Raw genomic sequence first — 18919 nt, 5'->3', positions numbered from 1 at the left:
TCCGCCTCGGCTTCCCCCGGTTTCCGCCCCTCCCGCCCCGGCGCGCGCGGCTCTCCCCCCTCGCCCGTCTCCCCCGTCGTGGAACGCCTCGGGAACCCGTGGAACGCCTCGGGAACCCGTCGCGGCGCGGCCCCGCGACACCCGCTGGAAGGAACACCGGCGTGTTTGGTCCGGCACGGTTCGCGAGGGGCACCTGGACCACTTCCCGCCCATCCCCCCACTCTCCTGGAGAAAGGTCTCCCGCCTGGTAGGACCGGGAGAAAACCATTCCGGGAATGGCCGCGGAGAGGGTGACGGACGAGGTGGTCGGCCGCCCGCCGGGACCGGCCTCCCGCGCCGTACGCCGCCACCCGCCACCCGGCACCGCGACGGAGCGGATGGGCGCGCGGGGCGCGCTCCGGGCGGTTCGCGGGAAATCCTGCGTCACGAACTCGTCGGCTAGTGTCTTCTCCACGACTTCGCTGCGCCATGCCCGACCGCGTGGAGGTCTGATGGACGAGACGCACGCCACCGCCCCCGTCGGGGAGGACCTCCCGGCGGGGAGGCTCGGCATTGACATCCTGGGAACCGTGACCGGCCGGCGGGGTTCGCAGAGGCTCGACCTGGGAGAGCCCAGGCAACAGGCCGTCCTCTGCGTCCTGGCGATCAACGCCGGGCAGGTGGTCACCAAGGACAGGCTGATCGACGCGGTGTGGGGAGAGAGCCCGCCGAAGACGGCCGGACAGAGCGTCTACACATACGTGTCCAGGTTGCGAAGAACCCTGGACCCCGGCCGGGATCCGCGCAGGCCCTCAGGGGTGCTGGTCTCCGTCTCCGGCGGATACTCGCTACGCCTCGCGCCGGAGCAGGTGGACGCCCTGGTGTTCGAGCAGCGTCTTGACCAGGCCGGGAAGGCACGCGCGGAGAACGCGTACGAGACCTCCATGCGCTCCCTGGACAGGGCCGCGGAACTGTGGCGGGGCACCTGCCTGAGCGGGATTCCCGGCCCGTTCGCCGAGTTCGAGCGGCACAGGCTGAGCGGGCTGCGCCTGACCGCGCTGGAACTGCACGCGGACCTGTTGCTCCTGCTCGGGCGTCCCCAGGAGGCCGCCGCCCGGCTGGTCCTGCTCACCTCCGAGCACCCGCTGCGCGAGCGGCTCCGCGAGCTGTACATGATCGCGCTCTACCGCTGCGACCGGCAGGTGGAGGCCCTGAGGGTCTACCAGGAGACCCGGCGCCTGCTCATGGAGGAGTTCGGCGTCCAGCCGCACGAGAGCCTCCGCAGGTGCCACGAGCTGATCCTGCGCGCCGACCCCCTGCTGGGCCCGCCCTCGGCGTCCCTCCCCTCCCCGGAGCCGATCCCCTCCTCCGGGCCCTCCCCCGAGCCGGACGCCCGCGAGCGGAGATCCCCGGACTCGCGGCACCGTACGGCCGCGAGGACGAAGGTGGCCCGCCAGCTGCCGCGCGACCCCGTCGACTTCGTCGGACGCGCGGAGGAGCTCGCGCGGCTGAGGGCGCTGCTCTCCCCCCGGGACGGCGCCCCGCCCCATCACGTCGTCGCGATCACCGGAGCGCCCGGATCCGGCAAGTCGACCCTGGCGGTCCGGGCCGCGCACATGGTCCGCGACCGCTTCCCCGGCGGGCAGCTGTACGTGAACCTGCGCGGGGCGACGCCGGGCATGAGGCGGCTCCAGCCGATCGAGGTGCTCGGCAGGTTCCTGCGTGACCTCGGCACGCCCCCGCACGCCGTCCCCGCCGACGTCGACGAGGCCGCGGCCCTGTGGCGCGGCGAGCTCGACGGCCGCGAGATCCTCGTCGTGCTGGACGACGCCGCGGATCTGGCCCAGATCCGCCCGCTGCTGTCCGTGCCGATGGGCAACGCGATCCTGACGACCAGCCGGGAGAGCTTCACCCTGCTCGACGACTGCGCCCGCGTACCGATCTCCGGGATGCGGCGGGCCGAGTCCTCCGCGATGCTCACGAAGCTGATCGGGGCGGAGCGGGCCGCCGAGGACCCACGGGCGACGATGCGCCTGATCGACCTCTGCGGAGACCTGCCGCTGGCCGTCGGCATCGCGGGAGCCCGGCTGGCGAACCGGCCGCGCTGGAACGTGACCGACCTGGTGAGCCGGCTGGACGACGAGCGCGGGCGGCTGCGGGAGCTGTCGGCGGGCGATCTCGCGGTGAGATCCAGCCTGGCGGTCAGCTACGAGATGCTCGCCGGCAGCGACCACCGCCTCGACCGGACGGCCGCCCGCGCGCTGCGCGCGCTCGGCGTGCTGCAGACGGCCGACGTGACGGCGCACCTCGTGGGCGCCCTGCTGGGCGTCCCCGTGGACACGGCCGAGCACGCGATGGAACGGCTGGTCGACGCGCATCTCTCGGAGATGGACGAGCCGGGAAGATACCGGCTGCACGACCTGGTGCGGCTGTTCGCCAAGGAGCGGGTCGCCCACGAGGAGACGGAGGGCGACCGCGACGCCGCGCTGGACCGGGCGCTGAGCCTCTACCTCGGGACGACCCTCCTGGCCGTGAAGCTGTGCGGTTACCCCCGCACCGTGCCGACGGACCTGGAGCTCGGCGCGGGCCTCCTGCCGCTCGCCTCGGGCCGGCAGGCCCGCGACTGGCTCGACCAGGAGCAGGCCAACCTCGTGTCCGCCGCCTCCCAGGCGATGGGCGCCCCCGGGGAGCGGATCGCGCGCCTCGGGGCCGCCCTGGCCTTCGCGCTCTTCTGGCACCTCCAGCACGCGGGCCTCCCCGCCCGGCTCCAGTCGCTCAACCGGCAGGCGCTGTCGGTCGGGCGGCGGCTGAACGACCACCGCATCGAGGCGAACGCGCACAACCACCTCGGCAGCGCCCTGAACATGGTCGGCCGCCTCGAGGAGGCCCAGAACCACATCCGGCGGCAGCTGGTCCTTTCCCGGCGGCTGTCCGACCTGCACGGCGAGCAGAAGGCACTGGGAAGTCTCGCCATGAACTATCTCGAACTGGGCCGCTACGAGAAGGCTCTCAGCTGCGGCGAGGCGCAGCGGAAGGTCACGATGCAGGCCGGTCACGTGTCCGGCGAGCACTTCGCCCTCACCATGATCGGCTCGGCGTACCACGGCATGCGCCGTACCGGCCAGGCGCTGGCGGTGCTGGAGGAGGCCCTGTCCAGGTGCCGCCGGGACGGCAACAGGTACCAGGAGACGTCCGTGCACGAGAAGCTCGGCCGCGTCCACCTCGACCGGGGGGACCCCGAGTCGGCCAGAAACTCGTTCGAGGACGGTCTCGGCTGTGCCCGTGCCGTGAAGCTCAAGATCGCCGAGCCGTACCTGCTGCTCGGCCTGGCCCGCTCCTCGCGCCTCCTCGGCGAGACGGACCGGGCCGCGGCCTACCTGGCGCTCTCCCTTTCCGCCGCCCGCGCGGTGGGGAACCCGGTGGTGGAGAGGCTGACGGAGGAGGAGGCGACGATCCTGACCGCGTCCGCGAAGCCGGTCACGGCCGGCCGGGCGCGCCCGTAGCGGCCGGGCGCCGCGGGAGCGGGCGCCGCCGCGACGGCCGCCGGTCCGCAACAGTTGCCGACCGGCCCACCCGGTGTTTCGTCGCCTCTGCCATGTCCGGCTCCGGGCCCGGCTGATGTACTGCTGGAATGAGCGGCATCGAAACGCGACAGCACCGAGGCGTCGGCGAGAGCGTCCTGCGTCCCGACGGGACGCTGAAGGTGACGGGCGAGTTCGCCTACTCCTCGGACCTGTACCTGGCGGACATGATCTGGGGGGTCACCCTGCGCAGCCCGCACCCGTCGGCGTGGATCCGCTCGATCGACATCGGTCCCGCGCTGGCCATGCCCGGCGTGTACGCGGTGCTCACCCACGAGGACGTGCCGGGCGCGAAGTTCTACGGCCTGGACCACAGGGACCAGCCGGTGCTCGCCGTCGACCAGGTCCGCTACCAGGGCGAGCCGGTCGCGCTGGTCGCCGCCGACCACCCCGAGCGCGCCAGGCGGGCAGCCGAGGCCATCGTCGTGGAGTACGAGGTCCGCGAGGCCGTCACCGACCCGCGCCGGGCCGCCTTCGACGCCTCCTGCCCCTCGGTCCACGAGCGCGGCAACGTGCTGCGCCACCAGCCGGTCCGGGTCGGCTCCACGTTCGAGGCCCCCGTGGTCGTCACCGGCGAGTACGAGGTCGGCATGCAGGACCAGGCCTTCCTCGGCCCCGAGTCCGGGCTGGCCGTACCGGCCGAGGACGGCGGGGTGGACCTGTACATCGCCACACAGTGGCTGCACGCCGACCGGGGTCAGATCGCGCCGTGCCTGGGACTGCCCGAGGAGAGGGTACGGCTCTCGCTGGCCGGGGTGGGCGGGGCGTTCGGCGCCCGCGAGGACCTGTCCATGCAGGTCCACGCGTGCATGCTGGCCCTGCGTACGGGCCGCCCCGTGAAGATCGTCTACAACCGCGAGGAGTCCTTCTACGGTCACGTCCACCGCCACCCGGCCCGGATGCGCTACGAGCACGGCGCCACCCGCGACGGCAGGCTGCTCTACGTCAGGGCGGAGATCCTTCTGGACGGCGGCGCCTACTGCTCCACCTCTCCCGCCGTGGTCGGCAACGCGGCCTCCCTGGGGGTGGGCCCGTACGAGGTGGACAACGTGTGGATCGACGCCTACGGCGTCTACACCAACAACCCGCCCTGCGGCGCGATGCGCGGCTTCGGCGCGGTACAGGCCTGCTACGCGTACGAGTCGCAGATGGACAGGCTCGCCGAGGCGTGCGGGATCTCCCCGGTCGAGGTCAGGATCCGCAACGCGGTCTCCCAGGGGTCGACGCTGGCCACCGGGCAGGTGATCGACTCGCCCGCGCCGCTGGCCGAGATGCTCAGGGAGCTCGCCGCGATGCCGCTGCCCGCCGCGCCGGACGTCACGGGTGCCACAGACCTGCTGGACATGCCCGGCGGCGTCTCGCAGACCACCCGCGGCGAGGGGGTGCGACGCGGTGTCGGGTACGGCGTGGGCATCAAGAACATCTGCTTCTCCGAGGGCTTCGACGACCACTCCACCGCCAGGGTGAGGGTGGAGCTGATCGGCGGCGAGCCGCACGTCCTGGTGCACACCGCCGCGGCCGAGGTGGGACAGGGCCTGCTGATGGTCCAGGAGCAGATCGCCAGGACCGAGCTGGGGATCGACGCGGTGACGGTCGCGCGGGCGGACACGTCGGTCGGCTCCGCCGGGTCCTCGTCGGCGTCGCGCCAGTCGTACGTCACCGGCGGCGCGGTCAGGGCGGCCTGCGAGGCCGTACGGGAGCGGCTGGACGCGCTGAGGGCCGACGGGTCGTCGCTGGTGGCCGCGCTGGAACGGGCCGGGGCGGTGGAGGAGACCAGGGAGTACCGGCACCGGCCCACCTTCCCCCTGGACCCGGTCACCGGGCAGGGCGACTCGCACACCCAGCTCGCCCTGTGCGTCCACCGGGCCGTGGTGGACGTGGACGTGGAGCTCGGCCTGGTCAAGGTGGTGGAGCTGGCGGCCGTCCAGGACGTGGGTAAGATCATGAACCCGCTGGCGCTGGAGGGGCAGATCCACGGCGGCTCGGCCCAGGGGCTGGGGCTGGCGCTCATGGAGGAGATCCAGGTCCGCGACGGGCTGGTGCTCAACCCGTCGTTCACCGACTACCTGATCCCCACGATCCTCGACATGCCGCCCATGCAGCTGTCGATCATGGAGAATCCCGACCCGAACGCCCCCTACGGCCTGCGCGGCGCGGGCGAGCCGCCCACGCTCTCGTCCACCCCCGCGGTGGCCGCCGCCGTGCGGGCCGCCACCGGCCTGCGGCTGCCCCGGGTGCCCATCCGCCCGCACGACATCGCCCTGGAGAACTGACCGGGGGCCGAGGGGGCCGTGTCAGCCGGCGTCACCCTGCTCGCAGGCGACACCGTCCTTGTCCCCGTCGATGTACCACTGGTACTCCTCGTGGGTGCCCCGGGTGTAGGGGCCGTATCCGTTGTCCCGCGCGGCCTTGCAGCTGGGAAACCTGCGGTCGGTGCCCTCGCCGGACGTGTTGCCCGAGGTGTCCCCGGTGGTGTTCGCCGGGCGGTTCGGGTCGGCCCCGGCCCCCGCGGTGTTCGTGGCGGCCGGGTTGCCGGTGGGCGCTCCGGTCGTGAGCGGAGGGGTCACCGGCTGGTTCGCCGGAGGGGTCGCGGGCTGGCTGGCCGGGGAGGTCGCGACCGGGCCGTCCGACGGGACGAAGACCGACGCGCTCGGCTGCGCGCCGTCCGACGGCTGCGGGACGACGGCGCCGACGGTGCCGAGCAGCTTGACGACCATCGCGTCCGCCTCTTCCTTGGTGAAGGAGCCGGCGATGCTGAGACTGTCGTCGGTGATCGCCTGGGCGACCCTGGGGGCCGCCACCACCTTCTGTCCCACGACGATGGCGATCTGCTGCCTGACCGGGTCGTCCTCGTTGACCGCCTCCGCGGTCAGGTCGTTGATCTGCTCGCGGAAGGCGGGCGCGAACGCGATCCTGACCGAGTAGGCGCCGCTCTTCTCCTGGATCGCCTCGATCTTCCGCACGGCGTTCACGGTGACCCCGGCGGCGACCGAGTAGCAGTTCTGCCCGAGGTCGTCGGGGTAGGTCTCCGGGACCGTGCAGGCTCCGGCCTTCGCCTCGGTCACCGGGGCGAAGTGGATGGGAACCGCCAGCCGCCTGGGCGGCGTGGCACCGAGCGGCATGTCGGGGTTGCGGGTCATGAGCACCGCGATGGTGCCGAGCACGCCGGTGATCAGCACGACGACGACCAGGGTGGTCACCAGGATCGCGGTGGTGACCCGGCTCGCCCTGGGCACCCCGTCCTGCGGCTCTCCGGCCCGCCTCCTGCCGGTTCTGGGCGTCCCCTTCCCGGGCCCGTCCGATCCCGGCTCGGCGGGTCCATGGGCGGGAGGCTCCTGTCCCGCGGCGGGGGGCGGGACGCCGGGACCCTCGGGAACCGGGACGCCGGGACCCTCCGTACCGTCGAAGCCCTGCTCGCCGAGGGCCGGTCCCCCGAAGGCGGGGTCGATCGGCCCCGGATCGCCGAACCTCGTACCGGCGGGGTCCGGGCCGTCGGAGCCGGGATCACCGGGCCCCGCACCGCCGGGGCCGAAGGCATCGACACCGGGACGCCCGGCACCGAAGGCGTCGAAGTCGGAACCTCCGGAACCGGCACCGGGACGGCCGAAGGCGTCAAAACCGGAGTCACCGGGGCCGGAGGCGGAGCCGGGTCCGCCGAAAGCGCTGAAGTCAGGGTCGGCGGGACCGGGACGGCCGAAGGCGTCGAAGCCGGAACCACCGGGACCGCCGAGAGCACCGAGGTCGGGGCCGGCGGGACCGGGGCCGCCGAAAGCATTGAAGTCGGGGCCGGCGGGACCGGGGCCGGGGCCGCCAAAGGCATCGAAGTCGGAACCGCCGGAACCGGGACCGCCGGAACCGGGACCGCCGGAACCGGGACCGTCGAAACCCTGATCGCCACGACCCGGTTCATCGAAGCCATCGGGACCACCGGGACCAGCGAGGCCACCGGGACCGCCGAGAGGGTCGTCGTCCGGTTTCCCCGGGCCGCGCGCGTGGCGGCCGGGCGTGCCGCCGGAGCGCCCCGGCGGCGTGAAGGCGTCATAGGAGCCGGACGAGGACCGCGACGCGTCAGAGGGGTCGTCAGGCCCGGCTGGAGGTCCCTGCGGTACGGGCGGCCCACCCTGCCCCGCGTGCATCCCCATCGTCATATCCCCGTATTCCTCGCATCTGTTCGCGGCGAGCCTACCGACCGGCGAGGGGAGCCGGTAACCCCGCACGTCACGACGGCTCCCGGGAGACCGAACGTCGACGACCACTGACGGAATGTCATCAACTCCAACCCCATTCCTGCCTCCTTGCGCGTGATGACTCTCTTTCGGGGAACGCACAGTGAAGAAGAGGACACGCGCCCACCCTGGAGGAGCCGTGAAGATCTCCGTTCCCCGCGAGGTCAAGAACCACGAATATCGCGTGGCACTGACCCCCGCCGGGGCCCACGAGTTCATCCGGCACGGCCACGAGGTCTTCGTCGAGAAAGACGCCGGGACGGGGTCCTCCATTCCCGACGCCGACTTCCAGGGCGTCGGCGCGACCATCCTGGACTCGGCCGACGACGTGTGGGCCGCGGGCGAGCTGGTCCTGAAGGTCAAGGAGCCGGTCCCCGAGGAGTACCACCGGATGCGCGAGGGCCAGGTGCTCTTCACCTACCTGCATCTGGCCGCCTCGCAGGCGTGCACCCGGGCCATGCTGGAGGGAGGGGTCACCGGCATCGCCTACGAGACCGTGCAGAACGCGAACGGCTTCCTGCCGCTGCTGGCCCCCATGTCGGAGGTGGCCGGACGGCTCGCGCCCCAGGTGGGGGCGTACCACCTGATGCGTCCGGGGGGCGGGCGCGGCGTGCTGATGGGCGGGGTGTCGGGGGTGCACCCGGCCAACGTGGTCGTGATCGGCGCCGGGGTGTCCGGCATGAACGCCGCGGTCATCGCACTCGGCATGCAGGCGGAGGTGCTGCTGCTGGATCGCAACATCGACAGGCTCCGCCAGGCGGACATGATCTACAAGGGCCACTGCAAGACCATCGCCTCCTCCACGTACGAGATCGAGCGGGCGGTGCTGAACGCGGACCTGGTCATCGGCGCGGTGCTGATACCGGGTGCGAGGGCGCCCAAGCTGGTCGACAACGCGCTGGTCTCGCGGATGAGGCCGGGCTCCGTCCTGGTGGACATCTCCATCGACCAGGGCGGCTGCTTCGAGGACTCCCGGCCCACCACCCACGACAACCCGACGTACCGGGTGCACGACTCGGTGTTCTACTGCGTGGCCAACATGCCGGGCGCGGTCCCGCACACCTCGACGTACGCGCTGACCAACGTGACCGTCCCCTACGCCCTCGCGATCGCCCAGCTGGGCTGGCGGGAGGCCCTCCGGAGAGACCCGGCGCTGGCGGCGGGCCTGAACACGCACGAGGGGCACCTGACCAACCGGCCCGTGGCCGAGGCTCACGGGCTGGAGGCGGTGCCCCTGGAACGGATCCTGCGGGTCTAACGGCCGGGACACCTCGTCAGGACGGCGTCACCGGCGTCGGTACCGGCCGATCAGGGCGCCGGGGTGCCACTGGGAGCCGGGGCGTCGGTGGCGGGAGCGTCGGTGGCCGGGGCGTCGCTGGGAGCCGTGGACGCGTCGGGGGCGCCCGACGGGGCCTGGCTGGGCGCGGTCGCCGGGATGGGCGCCTCTGCGGTGGTGGTGCCCACACCCCCGCTGCAGGACGCGCCGAGCTCGGGGGTACCCGGGCCGTTCTTGTACTTGGTGACGAACCTGGCCAGGCGCCCGTCGGTCGCGCTGTTCAGCTTGAGCTGGTTGTTCCAGGAGCTGGCCACGACCTTGGAGGGCAGACCCGGGTACGGGCTCAGGAGCATGTAGTCCTTGGCGGCCAGTTCCCTCAGCGTGTCCACCTCCGCCTTGGGGAGGTCCGGCTGGTAGGTGATCCACACGGCGCCGTGCTCCATGGCGTGGACGGCGTTCTCGTTGTTGATCGGCTGCTCGTAGATGCCGCAGTTCTGCCAGGCCGGGTTGTGCTCACCGCCCATCGGCGGCGTCTCCTTGTACGTCACCTTGGTCTGGGTGTGCTGGCTACCCGTGTACTTCGTGGTGGCGACGCTGTCCAGCGAGGTCGCGGCCCGCTCGGTGACCAGGTAGTAGGCGACGACCCCGACGAGCAGAACGACGACGGCACCTCCGGCGCCCCACATCAGGAACGCTGCCCTGCGCTCCTTACGCTTCTGCTCCTCACGCATACGGGTGAGGTGCTCACGCCTCGCCTGCGCCTTTTCCTTGGTCATCAACCCTCCAGCCAGCAAACAACTTCGGGTCACCCTATGCCCTACCGGCGTATGTGGAGAATAAGGGGATGACAACGCGTGATACAGCGATGATTCCCGACAGTGGGTACTCTGGGCTGGTAATGGAAACCCCGGTCAAAGATGGCGCGAAGTCCAGGCGTGGCGTGGTGGTCGGCGTGCTGCTCGGCTGCCTGGTCACGGCGGTCGTGTTGCTGCTGGTGGTGGGGAGGACGGCCACCCCGACGGACGCCTCGGCGGAGGCGGGTTTCGCCCGCGACATGTCCGTTCACCACGCGCAGGCCGTCGAGATGGCCTTCGTCGCCAGGGACGGGAGTCAGGACGACGCGCTCCGGCGACTGGCCTACGACATCATCGTCACGCAGACGGCCCAGCGCGGCATCTTCACGGGCTGGCTGCAGCAGTGGGGCCTCAACCCGTCGAGTGAGCGTCCCTCCATGGCGTGGATGGCCGGTCACGGCGGCGGTCACGCTGTAACACCGGACGCGCCCGCCACGATGCCCGGTATGGCAAGTGAGGACGAGCTCAAAAGGCTCCGTGAGGCCACAGGCAAGGACCAGGAGGTCCTCTTCCTCCAACTCATGATCCGCCATCACGAGGGCGGCGTGCAGATGGGCAGAGGTCTGCTGAAACTGTCCGACCGTGAAGAGGTGGCCACCATGGCACAGCACATCGTCGACGGTCAGACGGGCGAGATCGAGTTGATGACCGACATGTTGCGGCAGCGCGGCGCCCAGCGACTGCCTTCCATCCTTTAATAGCGTCGGCGCGTCCCTGTGTGGCCGGTCTCCGGCCAGGGCAGCATGGAGCCAACCTGGCCGGAGGAAAGAGAATGGTGAACGACGAGCCGGAGAACCGCCTGGAGGTGAGCATCTCCGCCGAGGTGGAAATGGGGCAGTACGCCAACTTCGCCTCTGTGTGGCATACCCAGGATGGGTTCGTCCTGGACTTCGCGGTGATCACCAGACCGCCCCAGCTGGCCAACGACCCCTCCTCTGGGCAGCACTTCGTGAGCGTGCCGACCCGGATCGTCAGCCGGATCCGCATCCCCCCGAGCCAGGTGTTCGAGCTGATGAAGGCCCTCGAACAGCAGCTGACCGCGTACGAGCACGAGACGGGTCACAAGAACTGAGGCCCGGCCCGGGTGCCCCGGTGCGCGGGCACCCGCGACCGGACGTAGACGAGAGAGTGGTCCAGGCCGCAGGCGAGCAGCAGGGTGGCCGCCTCACGGGTGCGGGCGCGCAGCCGCTCCGGTCGTACGGAAACGCTCCGGAGAAGCGAAAACGACCGCCGGTGAACGGCGGCCGTTTGTGCGCGGTCGGGACTGGCTAGCGGGTCCGCCTCTCGGCGGCCCGCCACAGACCCGGACCGTGCTTGCTCATGCCGGTGAGTCTAGCTCCTGGGCCACGGCGGCGGCGAACGCGTCCACGTCGGCCTCGGTGGTGTCGAACGCGGTCATCCAGCGGACCTCGCCGGTCGCCTCGTTCCAGGTGTAGAACCGGAAGCGCTTCTGCAGGCGTTCGGTCACGTCCCCGGGCAGGATCGCGAAGACCGCGTTGGCCTGCACGGGGCGCGGGATCTCCACCCCTGGCACGTGCCGCACGGCGTCGGCGAGCCGCAGGGCCATGGCGTTGGCGTTGCGGGCGTTGCGCAGCCACAGGTCGCCCGCGAGCAGCGCCTCGAACTGCACCGAGACGAACCGCATCTTGGAGGCGAGCTGCATGGCGCTCTTGCGCAGGTAGCGCAGGCCGCGCACGGCACCGGGGTTGAGCACCACGACGGCCTCGCCGAACATCAGGCCGGCCTTGGTACCGCCGAAGGACAGCACGTCCACGCCCACGTCGGTGGTGAACGCGCGCAGCGGCACGTCCAGCGCGGCGGCGGCGTTGGTCGCGCGGGCGCCGTCGAGGTGGACGACCATGCCGAGGTCGTGGGCGTGGTCGCAGATCTCCCCGATCTCCTCCGGCGTGTAGAGCGTGCCCAGCTCGGTGGTCTGCGTGATCGACACCACCTTGGGCTGTGCCCGGTGCTCGTCGCCGAAGCCCCACGCCTGCCTGTCGATCAGCTCGGGGGTGAGCTTGCCGTCCGGGGTGGCGACCGGCAGCAGCTTGAGCCCCGCCGACCGCTCGGGGGCGCCGCCCTCGTCGGTGTGGATGTGCGCCGACTCCGCGCAGACCACCGCCTCCCAGTGGGCGGTCATCGAGCGGAGCGCGACCACGTTGGCGCCGGTGCCGTTGAACATCGGCCACGCCTGCGCGGCGGGGCCGAAGTGCCTCCTGAAGACCTCCTGGAGCGCGGCGGTGTAGACGTCGTCGCCGTACGCGGTCTGGTGGCCCCCGTTGGCGAGCGCGATCGCCTGGAGGATCTCCGGGTGGACCCCGGCGTAGTTGTCGCTGGCGAAGCCCTTCACCAGCGGGTCGTGCCTGCGGACGGCGTCCGTCACGTGGCCTTCCCCTCCCCCTTCGTATCGGTGGTGAGGTCGATCCGCGTGCCGTTGGCGTCGGTCCTCCACAGGTCGTCGATCGCCTCGGCGAGATCGTCGACGTCGGTGAAGCCGGGGAAGGTCCGCTCGGGGCTCGCCGCGCGCATGCCCTCGTGCACGAGCGCCTTGACGACCAGGATGTTCGCGGTGGAGGCGGTGCCCTCCAGCGCGTCGGCGAAGGCGAGGGTCCACGCCTCGGAGGCGGCCTTGGCCGTGCCGTACGCCGCGTTGCCCTGGGTGGGACGCTCGGCCGCCTTCGCGGAGACGATGGCGAACCGGCCGCGCTCGCTCGCCTTGAGCAGCGGCTCGAAGGCGAGCGTGACGTGCTGGAGGGTACGGATCAGCAGGTCGTGCAGGAGCGCCCAGTCCTCCAGCGACGTCTCGGCGAAGGTCTTGGACCCGCGCCAGCCGCCGACCAGGTGCACGATCCCGTCCACCCTGCCGTACTCGGCCTCCACCTCCCACGCGAGCCTCGCGACGGCGTCGGTGTCGAGCAGGTCGACCGCGAGGGTCCCCTCGGCACCGCTCCTGTCGACACCGATCACCGTGTGGCCCTGGCCGGTGAACCTGCGGACGACGGCCTGGCCCGCGGGACCACCCGCACCGGTGACAAGGATGATCATGCTCGGATGCCCTTCGTGGAGTCGACGACATCGCCGAGCTTACGACGCAGGGCCTCGTAGAACATGCTCAGGGGGAACTCGTCGGGCAGCACCGCGTCCACCACGGCCTTGGGGAACCCTTCCACCGGCAGGGCTCCGGCCCCGCGCGCCCAGACCGAGGCGGGGTTCGGCTCGACGTGGGCGGCGACCAGCTGGTGGGCGGCGAGCCAGTGGGCGAGCTTGGAGCGGTCGATGCCGTCCCGGTAGAGCTTCTCGACCTCGCCCCGCAGATCCGCGACGCCTCCGGCGAGCCGGTCCCAGTCGACGCTCAGCCGGTTGTCGGTCCACCGGACGACGTCGTTGCGGTGCAGGTACGAGAAGAGCAGCTGCCCGCCCAGGCCGTCGTAGTTGCGGACCCGGTCACCGGTGATCGGGAAGCGGAACAGCCGGTCGAACAGGATCGCCAGCTGGACGTAGCGGGCGTGCGGCACGCCCTCCCGCTCCAGCTTCACGGCCTCGCCGAACGCGGTCAGGTCGCAGCGGAGCTCCTCCAGGGAGTAGAGCCAGTACGGCATGCGCTGCTTGATCATGAAAGGGTCGAACGGCAGGTCTCCGTGGCTGTGGGTGCGGTCGTGGATCAGGTCCCAGAGCACGAAGGTGTCCTGGGCCAGCTCCTGCGACGCGACCAGCCTCGCCGCGTCCGGCGGCAGCGCCAGCTTCAGCGTGGCCGCGGCGGCACCGCTCACCGCGCGGAACCTGGCGGCCTCCCGGTCGGCGAAGATCCCGCCCCAGGTGAAGCGGGCCGGGGTCTCGCGGACCGCGACGGTCTCGGGGAAGAGCACCGCGGAGTTGGTGTCGTAGCCGGAGGTGAAGTCCTCGAAGGCGATCGGCACGAACATCGGGTTGTCGTAGCCGGTCCGCTCCAGCTCGGCCAGCCACTCGGGCCAGATCGTGCGGATCCACACGGCCTCGATGTGGCGGAAGATGGTGCCGTTCTGGGTGTACATCGGGAAGACGACCAGGTGCTCCAGCCCGTCCACCCGCTGGGTGTCGGGGTGGAAGGCGTCGAGCGCGTCGAGGAAGTCGGGGACGCCCAGCCCCTGGCCGGCCCACTTGCGGAAGTCGGCGACGACGGCGGCCAGGTAGGCGGCGTCGTGCGGGAAGCGCGGCGCGAGCCGCTCGACGTGCCCGATGATCTCGGAGACCAGCCCGGCGGCCCGCTCGCGGTCGCCCTCCTCCTGGATCGAGCCGTCCTTGGCCTGCAGCGGCCTGAGCGCCTCGACGGCGTCCTTGAGCCCCTGGAACTCGGCGCGGGCCTCGTCGCGGGCCTCGGACTCTCCGGCGGCCGGGCCTCCGGCGGCGGCCCGGCTCTTGGCCGCGGGGACGCGAGCGGCCCAGGTGACGAGGTTGCCCCAGAGCGCGGCGTGGTCGTAGTCGCCGATCGAGTCGTCACCGAACAGGTCGGAGTCGGCGATCACCACGACGCGGCCCTCCCCGTGCCGTACGGCCACCGCCAGCGGGCGGTTCGCGGGGGTCGCGGTGGGCGAGGTGGCGAACAGGACGGTCGCGTGGTCGGGGGCGGTGAGCGTCCCCGCCCGGTAGAAACAGGCACGCCGGGCCCCGGCGAGCAGGTCCTGCCCGCTCCCCGGAGTGCCCGCGGTGTCCCGAGGGTTGTCCAGGGCGTTCCGGGGGGTGCCCAGGACCCAGGAGGCCACGCCGTTGTGGGCGCTCCCGGGGTCCCGGACGAGGGTGTGCTCGACGCCCACGCCGAAGCGCGCGAGCAACTCGGTGAGGTTGCTGCCGTACTTCTCCTGCTCGTACTCGGCCATCACGACCAGCCCGCCGCCGTTTTCGACGTACTCCTCGATCGCGTCGAGCTCCTCGACGGGGAGGACCGGGCTGCCCAGCCCGGTGGTGCGCTCCCACCGATCACCGGAGGGGTGCGCGATCACCAGCACGTCCCGCGCGCTCAGCAGGCCCGGGGTGAGCGGGCCCTCGACGTGCGCGTCCACGGCGTGCCCCAGCCCGCGCAGCAGCCCGGCCGCGCGCGCGTAGCTGCTGTCGTCGGGATGGCCGGGATTCATCGTCTCGGCCACGTCCCGCCGGATGGTCCACGACTCGCTGTGTGCCTCGTCGAACAGTACACGCGGGAACGCCGTCACGATAAATCCTCCTTCAGATGAGATTGGTTAACGGAAAATATACACAACCTATGCCCGTTTTGACGCGTCCCTTATGGAACGACCGTGTTAAAGATCGCGGAAGGGCGGGCGGCGGGGAGGGGGCGGGCGGCGGGCCGGCCCACCGGGTGATCCCCCACCGGCCGCGCGGGCCCGGACCGGTCCCGGCGGCGGCGTCCGGACCGCCGCCCTCGCGTACGCGACCCCGTCCAGCCGCGCCGGACGCGCGAAACGACCACGCCGACCGAGGCGTGCCTCGGTCGGCGTGGTCGTCACGGGGCCGGGCGAACCCGGAACGCGTCAGTGATACGAGTAGATGTTGGGCTCCGGGTCGTTCTCCTGGAGTTCCCGGCGGTTGCCCTCCGGGCCCCACAGCGACCTGTAGGACTGGATGTTGTTCTGGTGCGCCTTGGCGTGCTGATTGAAGACGACCCAGTTCACCGGCTGGAAGTAGGAACCGGTCTCGTCCGGCGTCGTGAGGGAACCGGTGTAGCGGTAGGTGGCGCGACTGTCGGGCAGCAGCGCCTTGAGGTCGACGCCGCGGACGCTCCTGGACTCGCCGAGAGCGGGGGGCGACTTGATCAGGCGGTCATGCTGGGACAGGCCCTGGAAGGACTTGGCGTCGATGAGGACCGAGAAGACCACGTAGCCCTTCGGCCCGGTCGCCCGCTCGTGGACGAAGTGGGCCTCAAGGGGGGCGAAGGGCTGGCCGGCGAACTTGTGCTCGGCGTGGCCGTGGAAGTGCACGTTGTTCAGGTTGTACCGCTGGCCGCCGTAGGTGATGTACGGCTGGGTGCCGCCGGTGCCGATGACGAACCTGACGTCGTCGTGCTCGCTCGCCTCGTCCAGCGGGGGCTTGTCCTGGAAGAGGAGCGTCCCGTCGACACTGTGCGGGTAGTGGATGGCGAGCGCGGGCCCGGTGCCCGGACACGCCGCCGAACGGTCGATCACGACAGGAGTCTGGACCGCACTGTCCGTGCCGGTGCCGTGGCACGGCTTGACGTGAGCCTGTACGGGAGTTGAAAGCGAGATGAATGGAAGGGAAAAAACAGCAGCCACCGCAACGGGGGCAAGACGGTACCGCACCAGTCGCCTTTCGTACGAGGGGATGCCAAATATGTCGCCTACGGAGAGCCAAGGGGGCGATGTCCGTATTAAGGACGACATAAGGGCATTGGCGACATTAGCCGAAGAAAGTCAATCTGCACCCTGTTTTTTCGCGGCCAAAACGACCACAAGTAAACAACCGATTACTCGTGATCGAGACACCGTGTCCCACGTGGCCCGCAGCGACGGCCATCTCCATCGGATCAGGTCGGGTCGAGTGAGATCGCAGCAAGCCCAACCAGGTCGAGCCGGACCGGCACGGCATCCACTCCGGCGAGGCGCGCACGGCACGGCAACCCCCTGTCCCGCCGGACCTCGCGACCTTCGATGATCTTCACGCGCAGCCGCCCACAGGCCGGGCCGCCTCTCTCGACGAGGGCCACATGCCTCACAGAAAGTGTTGAAGCAACTACAAAGGGTACAAAGAGGACGGAAGCCACGAAGATGCCGTGAACGTTCTCCAGGGGGGAAAATGCCTGTACGGAGTACACGATCCGTTGCCGTCCCGGCAGCGGCACTGCTCGCCGTGACACTGCTCGGCGGCTGCGGCGGCGACAGGCCGACCGCGGTGAAGCCCGAAGCCGTCGTGGCCACGGCACCCGCGGCCGTTCCGCCCGCCGCGGGCGCCCCACCCGCCGCGGACCTCCCGGCGACGGACGCCGAGGAGTACACCGCGGAGGAGTGCCCGGTCGGCGCCAACACCAAGAGGTTCGCCAAGACCCGCTTCGCGCTGCACGCGGGCCTCGCACTGGGGGCCTTCTACCGCTACATCTACAAACCGCTGCAAAGCGGTGGTTTCAAGGCCGGGGCGGAGAAGCGGAAGCGGACCTTCGCGAAGGCCGCCGCGGCCGGTCTTTTCACCCTTCACGAACTGAGGGTCGCCAGGCGCTTCGCCCTGGCCAACCCGACATTGTGCAAGGGCGTCAAAACGGTCACCGACAGCTTCGACAACCTGACCAACAAGCTGAAGAGCGGCACCGCCACCCAGGCCGATCTGGAGGCCAGCAAGAACTCCTTCGACAGCCTGCGGCAGAACGCCACGAAGAACGGCTACAACTTCACGGAGAAGACCCCGATCGTCCCCGGCGCGGGCTGAGAACACGGGTGTCGGCAGGTCCCGGAACGCGGGACCTGCCGCGGCCGTCCCGGCCGGACCCGGCATACCGCCGGTCATCCCTTTCCCGTCCCGCTCGTGCCACCGTCCCGGACGCGTGCCGCGACGGGTGAGTGCCCCGCGCGGGGGACGCCGGGTCACCCCGGGGGCGGACGACCCGGGGCGGACCGGCGGCTTACCTTCCTGGCGACAGTCCCACACAGGCGCACAGGCAAGGAAATCCCCCATGTTCAAGGACTCCGCCGACTTCCGGCGCATCGCCTCCGGCGTGTTACTGATCGTCGCCCCGCTGCTCCAAGCCATCGCCGTCATCCTCGACCCCGGCACCTGGGGCGACGAGCGCGAGGCGGTCAGCTTCGGGGAGAACCCCGCTCTCGCCCAGGTCCAGTCGGTGATGTACCACTGGGCCTACCTGCTGATGGCCCTGGCGGCCCTCAGCCTGCTGCACGTGATGCGCCGCCGCGCGGTGGTCTTCGGCCACATCGCCGGCCCGCTCACCATCCTCGGCTACATCAACCTGTCGGGCCTGCTCATGAGCGACCCGGTGGAGTGGTGGCTCGGGCAGCGGAACCCCCCTGAGCAGGCGCAGCGGATCCTCGACGAGATGCTGGACCTGCCCGGCGTCGTCTTCGGCTTCCAGATGCCGTGGCTGTTCTTCGCCATCTTCGGCATGCCCGTCCTGCTGCTCGGCGTCTGGCGGGCGGGATTCGCGCACTGGTGGGTGCCACTCGTCGTCCTCATCGGCTATGGCGCCTCGATGCTGGTCCCGTACGGTCCGGTGACCATCCCGATGTGGGGCGCCCCCGCGGTCGCGCTGGGCTGGCTCGGCGTCAAGATGATCCGGATGAGCCGCGAGGAGTGGATCGCGTACTACCCGACGGCCGCCCCCGGCCGGACCACACCCGACTCGTACGCGAACACCACCGCCTGAGCCCGGTCGCGCAGGTGGAGCTTCATCAGCACCCGCGCCACGTGGGTCTTGACCGTGGCCTCACCGACGAAGAGCTTCCCCGCGATCTCGGCGTTGGTCAGGCCGCGCGCCAGGGAGCGCAGTACCTCCAGCTCGCGCGGGGTGAGGTCGGCCAGCTGCGGCGGGGGCGCCGGGTCGTGGCGTCCGGCGAAGGAGGCGATGACGCGGGTGGTGACGGCCGGGTCGAGCAGGGCGTCCCCGGCGACGACGACACGGATGGCCTCCACGAGCTGCTCGGGCGGCGAGACCTTGAGCAGGAACCCGCTGGTCCCGGCGCGGAGCGCGGCGTAGAGGTTCTCGTCGGTGTCGAAGGTCGTCAGCATCACGACCTTCGGCGGGTCCGGCTGGCCCAGCAGCCGGCGGGCGGCGGTGAGACCGTCCATCCGCGGCATCGAGATGTCCATCAGCACGATGTCGGGCCTGGTGCGGCGGACCACGGCGAGGGCCTCGATCCCGTCGGGGGCCTCACCGACCACCTCCAGGCCGGGCTCGCTCTCCACGACGAGCTTCAGCCCGGCACGGACCATCGCCTGGTCGTCGGCGATCACGACGCGGATGTTCACTTCTCCTCCTTGGCAGGCGGCTGGACACCTCGTTCCGAGGCCGGG

At 71.1% G+C, this 18919-nt stretch carries 14 protein-coding genes; 7 read left to right on the top strand and 7 right to left on the bottom strand.

Features of this window, described 5'->3' with window-relative positions:
- The first annotated feature begins 491 nt into the window (after window positions 1-491).
- Both OG587_RS20415 and OG587_RS20410 read left to right on the top strand, forming a co-directional pair.
- On the top strand, window positions 492-3482 hold the full coding sequence (locus OG587_RS20415) for an AfsR/SARP family transcriptional regulator (protein WP_329092611.1): 2991 nt from the start codon (window positions 492-494) through the stop codon (window positions 3480-3482).
- 128 nt (window positions 3483-3610) lie between these two features.
- Entirely contained in the window at window positions 3611-5833 is a 2223-nt protein-coding gene (locus tag OG587_RS20410; protein WP_329092609.1) for a xanthine dehydrogenase family protein molybdopterin-binding subunit, read from the top strand.
- A 21-nt stretch (window positions 5834-5854) separates the two neighbouring features.
- On the opposite strand, the gene OG587_RS20405 is transcribed toward OG587_RS20410, so the two are convergent.
- Window positions 5855-7708 carry an excalibur calcium-binding domain-containing protein gene (locus OG587_RS20405; protein WP_329092607.1) on the bottom strand — a complete coding sequence of 618 codons (1854 nt, stop codon included), beginning with the start codon at window positions 7706-7708 and terminating at the stop codon, window positions 5855-5857.
- Window positions 7709-7925: 217 nt separating this feature from the next.
- On the opposite strand from OG587_RS20405, the gene ald reads away from it, so the two are divergent.
- A complete protein-coding gene (gene ald / locus OG587_RS20400) occupies window positions 7926-9044 on the top strand; it encodes an alanine dehydrogenase (RefSeq protein ID WP_329092605.1) in 1119 nt (372 codons plus the stop codon).
- A 50-nt stretch (window positions 9045-9094) separates the two neighbouring features.
- Here the strand turns inward: ald and OG587_RS20395 are convergent, their stop codons facing one another.
- Window positions 9095-9838 carry a DUF3105 domain-containing protein gene (locus OG587_RS20395; RefSeq protein ID WP_329092604.1) on the bottom strand — a complete coding sequence of 248 codons (744 nt, stop codon included), beginning with the start codon at window positions 9836-9838 and terminating at the stop codon, window positions 9095-9097.
- Between the two features lie 122 nt (window positions 9839-9960).
- Here OG587_RS20395 and OG587_RS20390 point away from each other — a divergent pair, with 122 nt between their 5' ends.
- Both OG587_RS20390 and OG587_RS20385 read left to right on the top strand, forming a co-directional pair.
- A complete protein-coding gene (locus tag OG587_RS20390) occupies window positions 9961-10614 on the top strand; it encodes a DUF305 domain-containing protein (RefSeq protein ID WP_329092602.1) in 654 nt (217 codons plus the stop codon).
- A 74-nt stretch (window positions 10615-10688) separates the two neighbouring features.
- A complete protein-coding gene (locus OG587_RS20385; RefSeq protein WP_329092600.1) occupies window positions 10689-10988 on the top strand; it encodes a DUF3467 domain-containing protein in 300 nt (99 codons plus the stop codon).
- A gap of 246 nt (window positions 10989-11234) precedes the next feature.
- On the opposite strand, the gene OG587_RS20380 is transcribed toward OG587_RS20385, so the two are convergent.
- From OG587_RS20380 to OG587_RS20365, 4 genes are all read right to left on the bottom strand, one after another.
- A complete protein-coding gene (locus OG587_RS20380) occupies window positions 11235-12299 on the bottom strand; it encodes a threonine aldolase family protein (protein ID WP_329092598.1) in 1065 nt (354 codons plus the stop codon).
- Window positions 12296-12961, bottom strand: coding sequence for an SDR family NAD(P)-dependent oxidoreductase (locus OG587_RS20375; protein ID WP_329092597.1), 666 nt, complete (start codon window positions 12959-12961; stop codon window positions 12296-12298). Before OG587_RS20375 ends, OG587_RS20380 begins: the two co-directional genes overlap by 4 nt.
- Window positions 12958-15102: a DUF6421 family protein gene (locus OG587_RS20370; protein ID WP_329092595.1), complete on the bottom strand. Its 2145-nt coding sequence runs from the start codon at window positions 15100-15102 to the stop codon at window positions 12958-12960. The genes OG587_RS20375 and OG587_RS20370 overlap by 4 nt, the downstream gene beginning before the upstream one ends.
- 318 nt (window positions 15103-15420) lie before the next feature.
- Window positions 15421-16071 (bottom strand): carbonic anhydrase family protein, encoded by a 651-nt coding sequence (locus tag OG587_RS20365; protein WP_329092593.1) that lies wholly within the window; start codon window positions 16069-16071, stop codon window positions 15421-15423.
- Between the two features lie 628 nt (window positions 16072-16699).
- Between OG587_RS20365 and OG587_RS20360 the strand changes: the two genes are divergently transcribed.
- The gene (locus tag OG587_RS20360) at window positions 16700-17323 is read left to right on the top strand and encodes a hypothetical protein (protein ID WP_329092591.1); all 624 of its coding nucleotides are present in this window, start codon (window positions 16700-16702) and stop codon (window positions 17321-17323) included.
- 244 nt (window positions 17324-17567) lie between these two features.
- Window positions 17568-18272, top strand: coding sequence for a hypothetical protein (locus OG587_RS20355; protein WP_329092590.1), 705 nt, complete (start codon window positions 17568-17570; stop codon window positions 18270-18272).
- On the opposite strand, the gene OG587_RS20350 is transcribed toward OG587_RS20355, so the two are convergent.
- Complete coding sequence (locus tag OG587_RS20350; RefSeq protein WP_329092587.1) at window positions 18212-18874, bottom strand: response regulator transcription factor; 663 nt, start codon at window positions 18872-18874, stop codon at window positions 18212-18214. The genes OG587_RS20355 and OG587_RS20350 overlap by 61 nt on opposite strands.
- Window positions 18875-18919 lie beyond the last annotated feature (45 nt).

It is taken from the genome of Streptosporangium sp. NBC_01469, from assembly GCF_036227305.1.
Classification (GTDB): Bacteria; Actinomycetota; Actinomycetes; order Streptosporangiales; family Streptosporangiaceae; genus Streptosporangium.
This window is presented reverse-complemented; position numbering and strand designations above follow the sequence as displayed.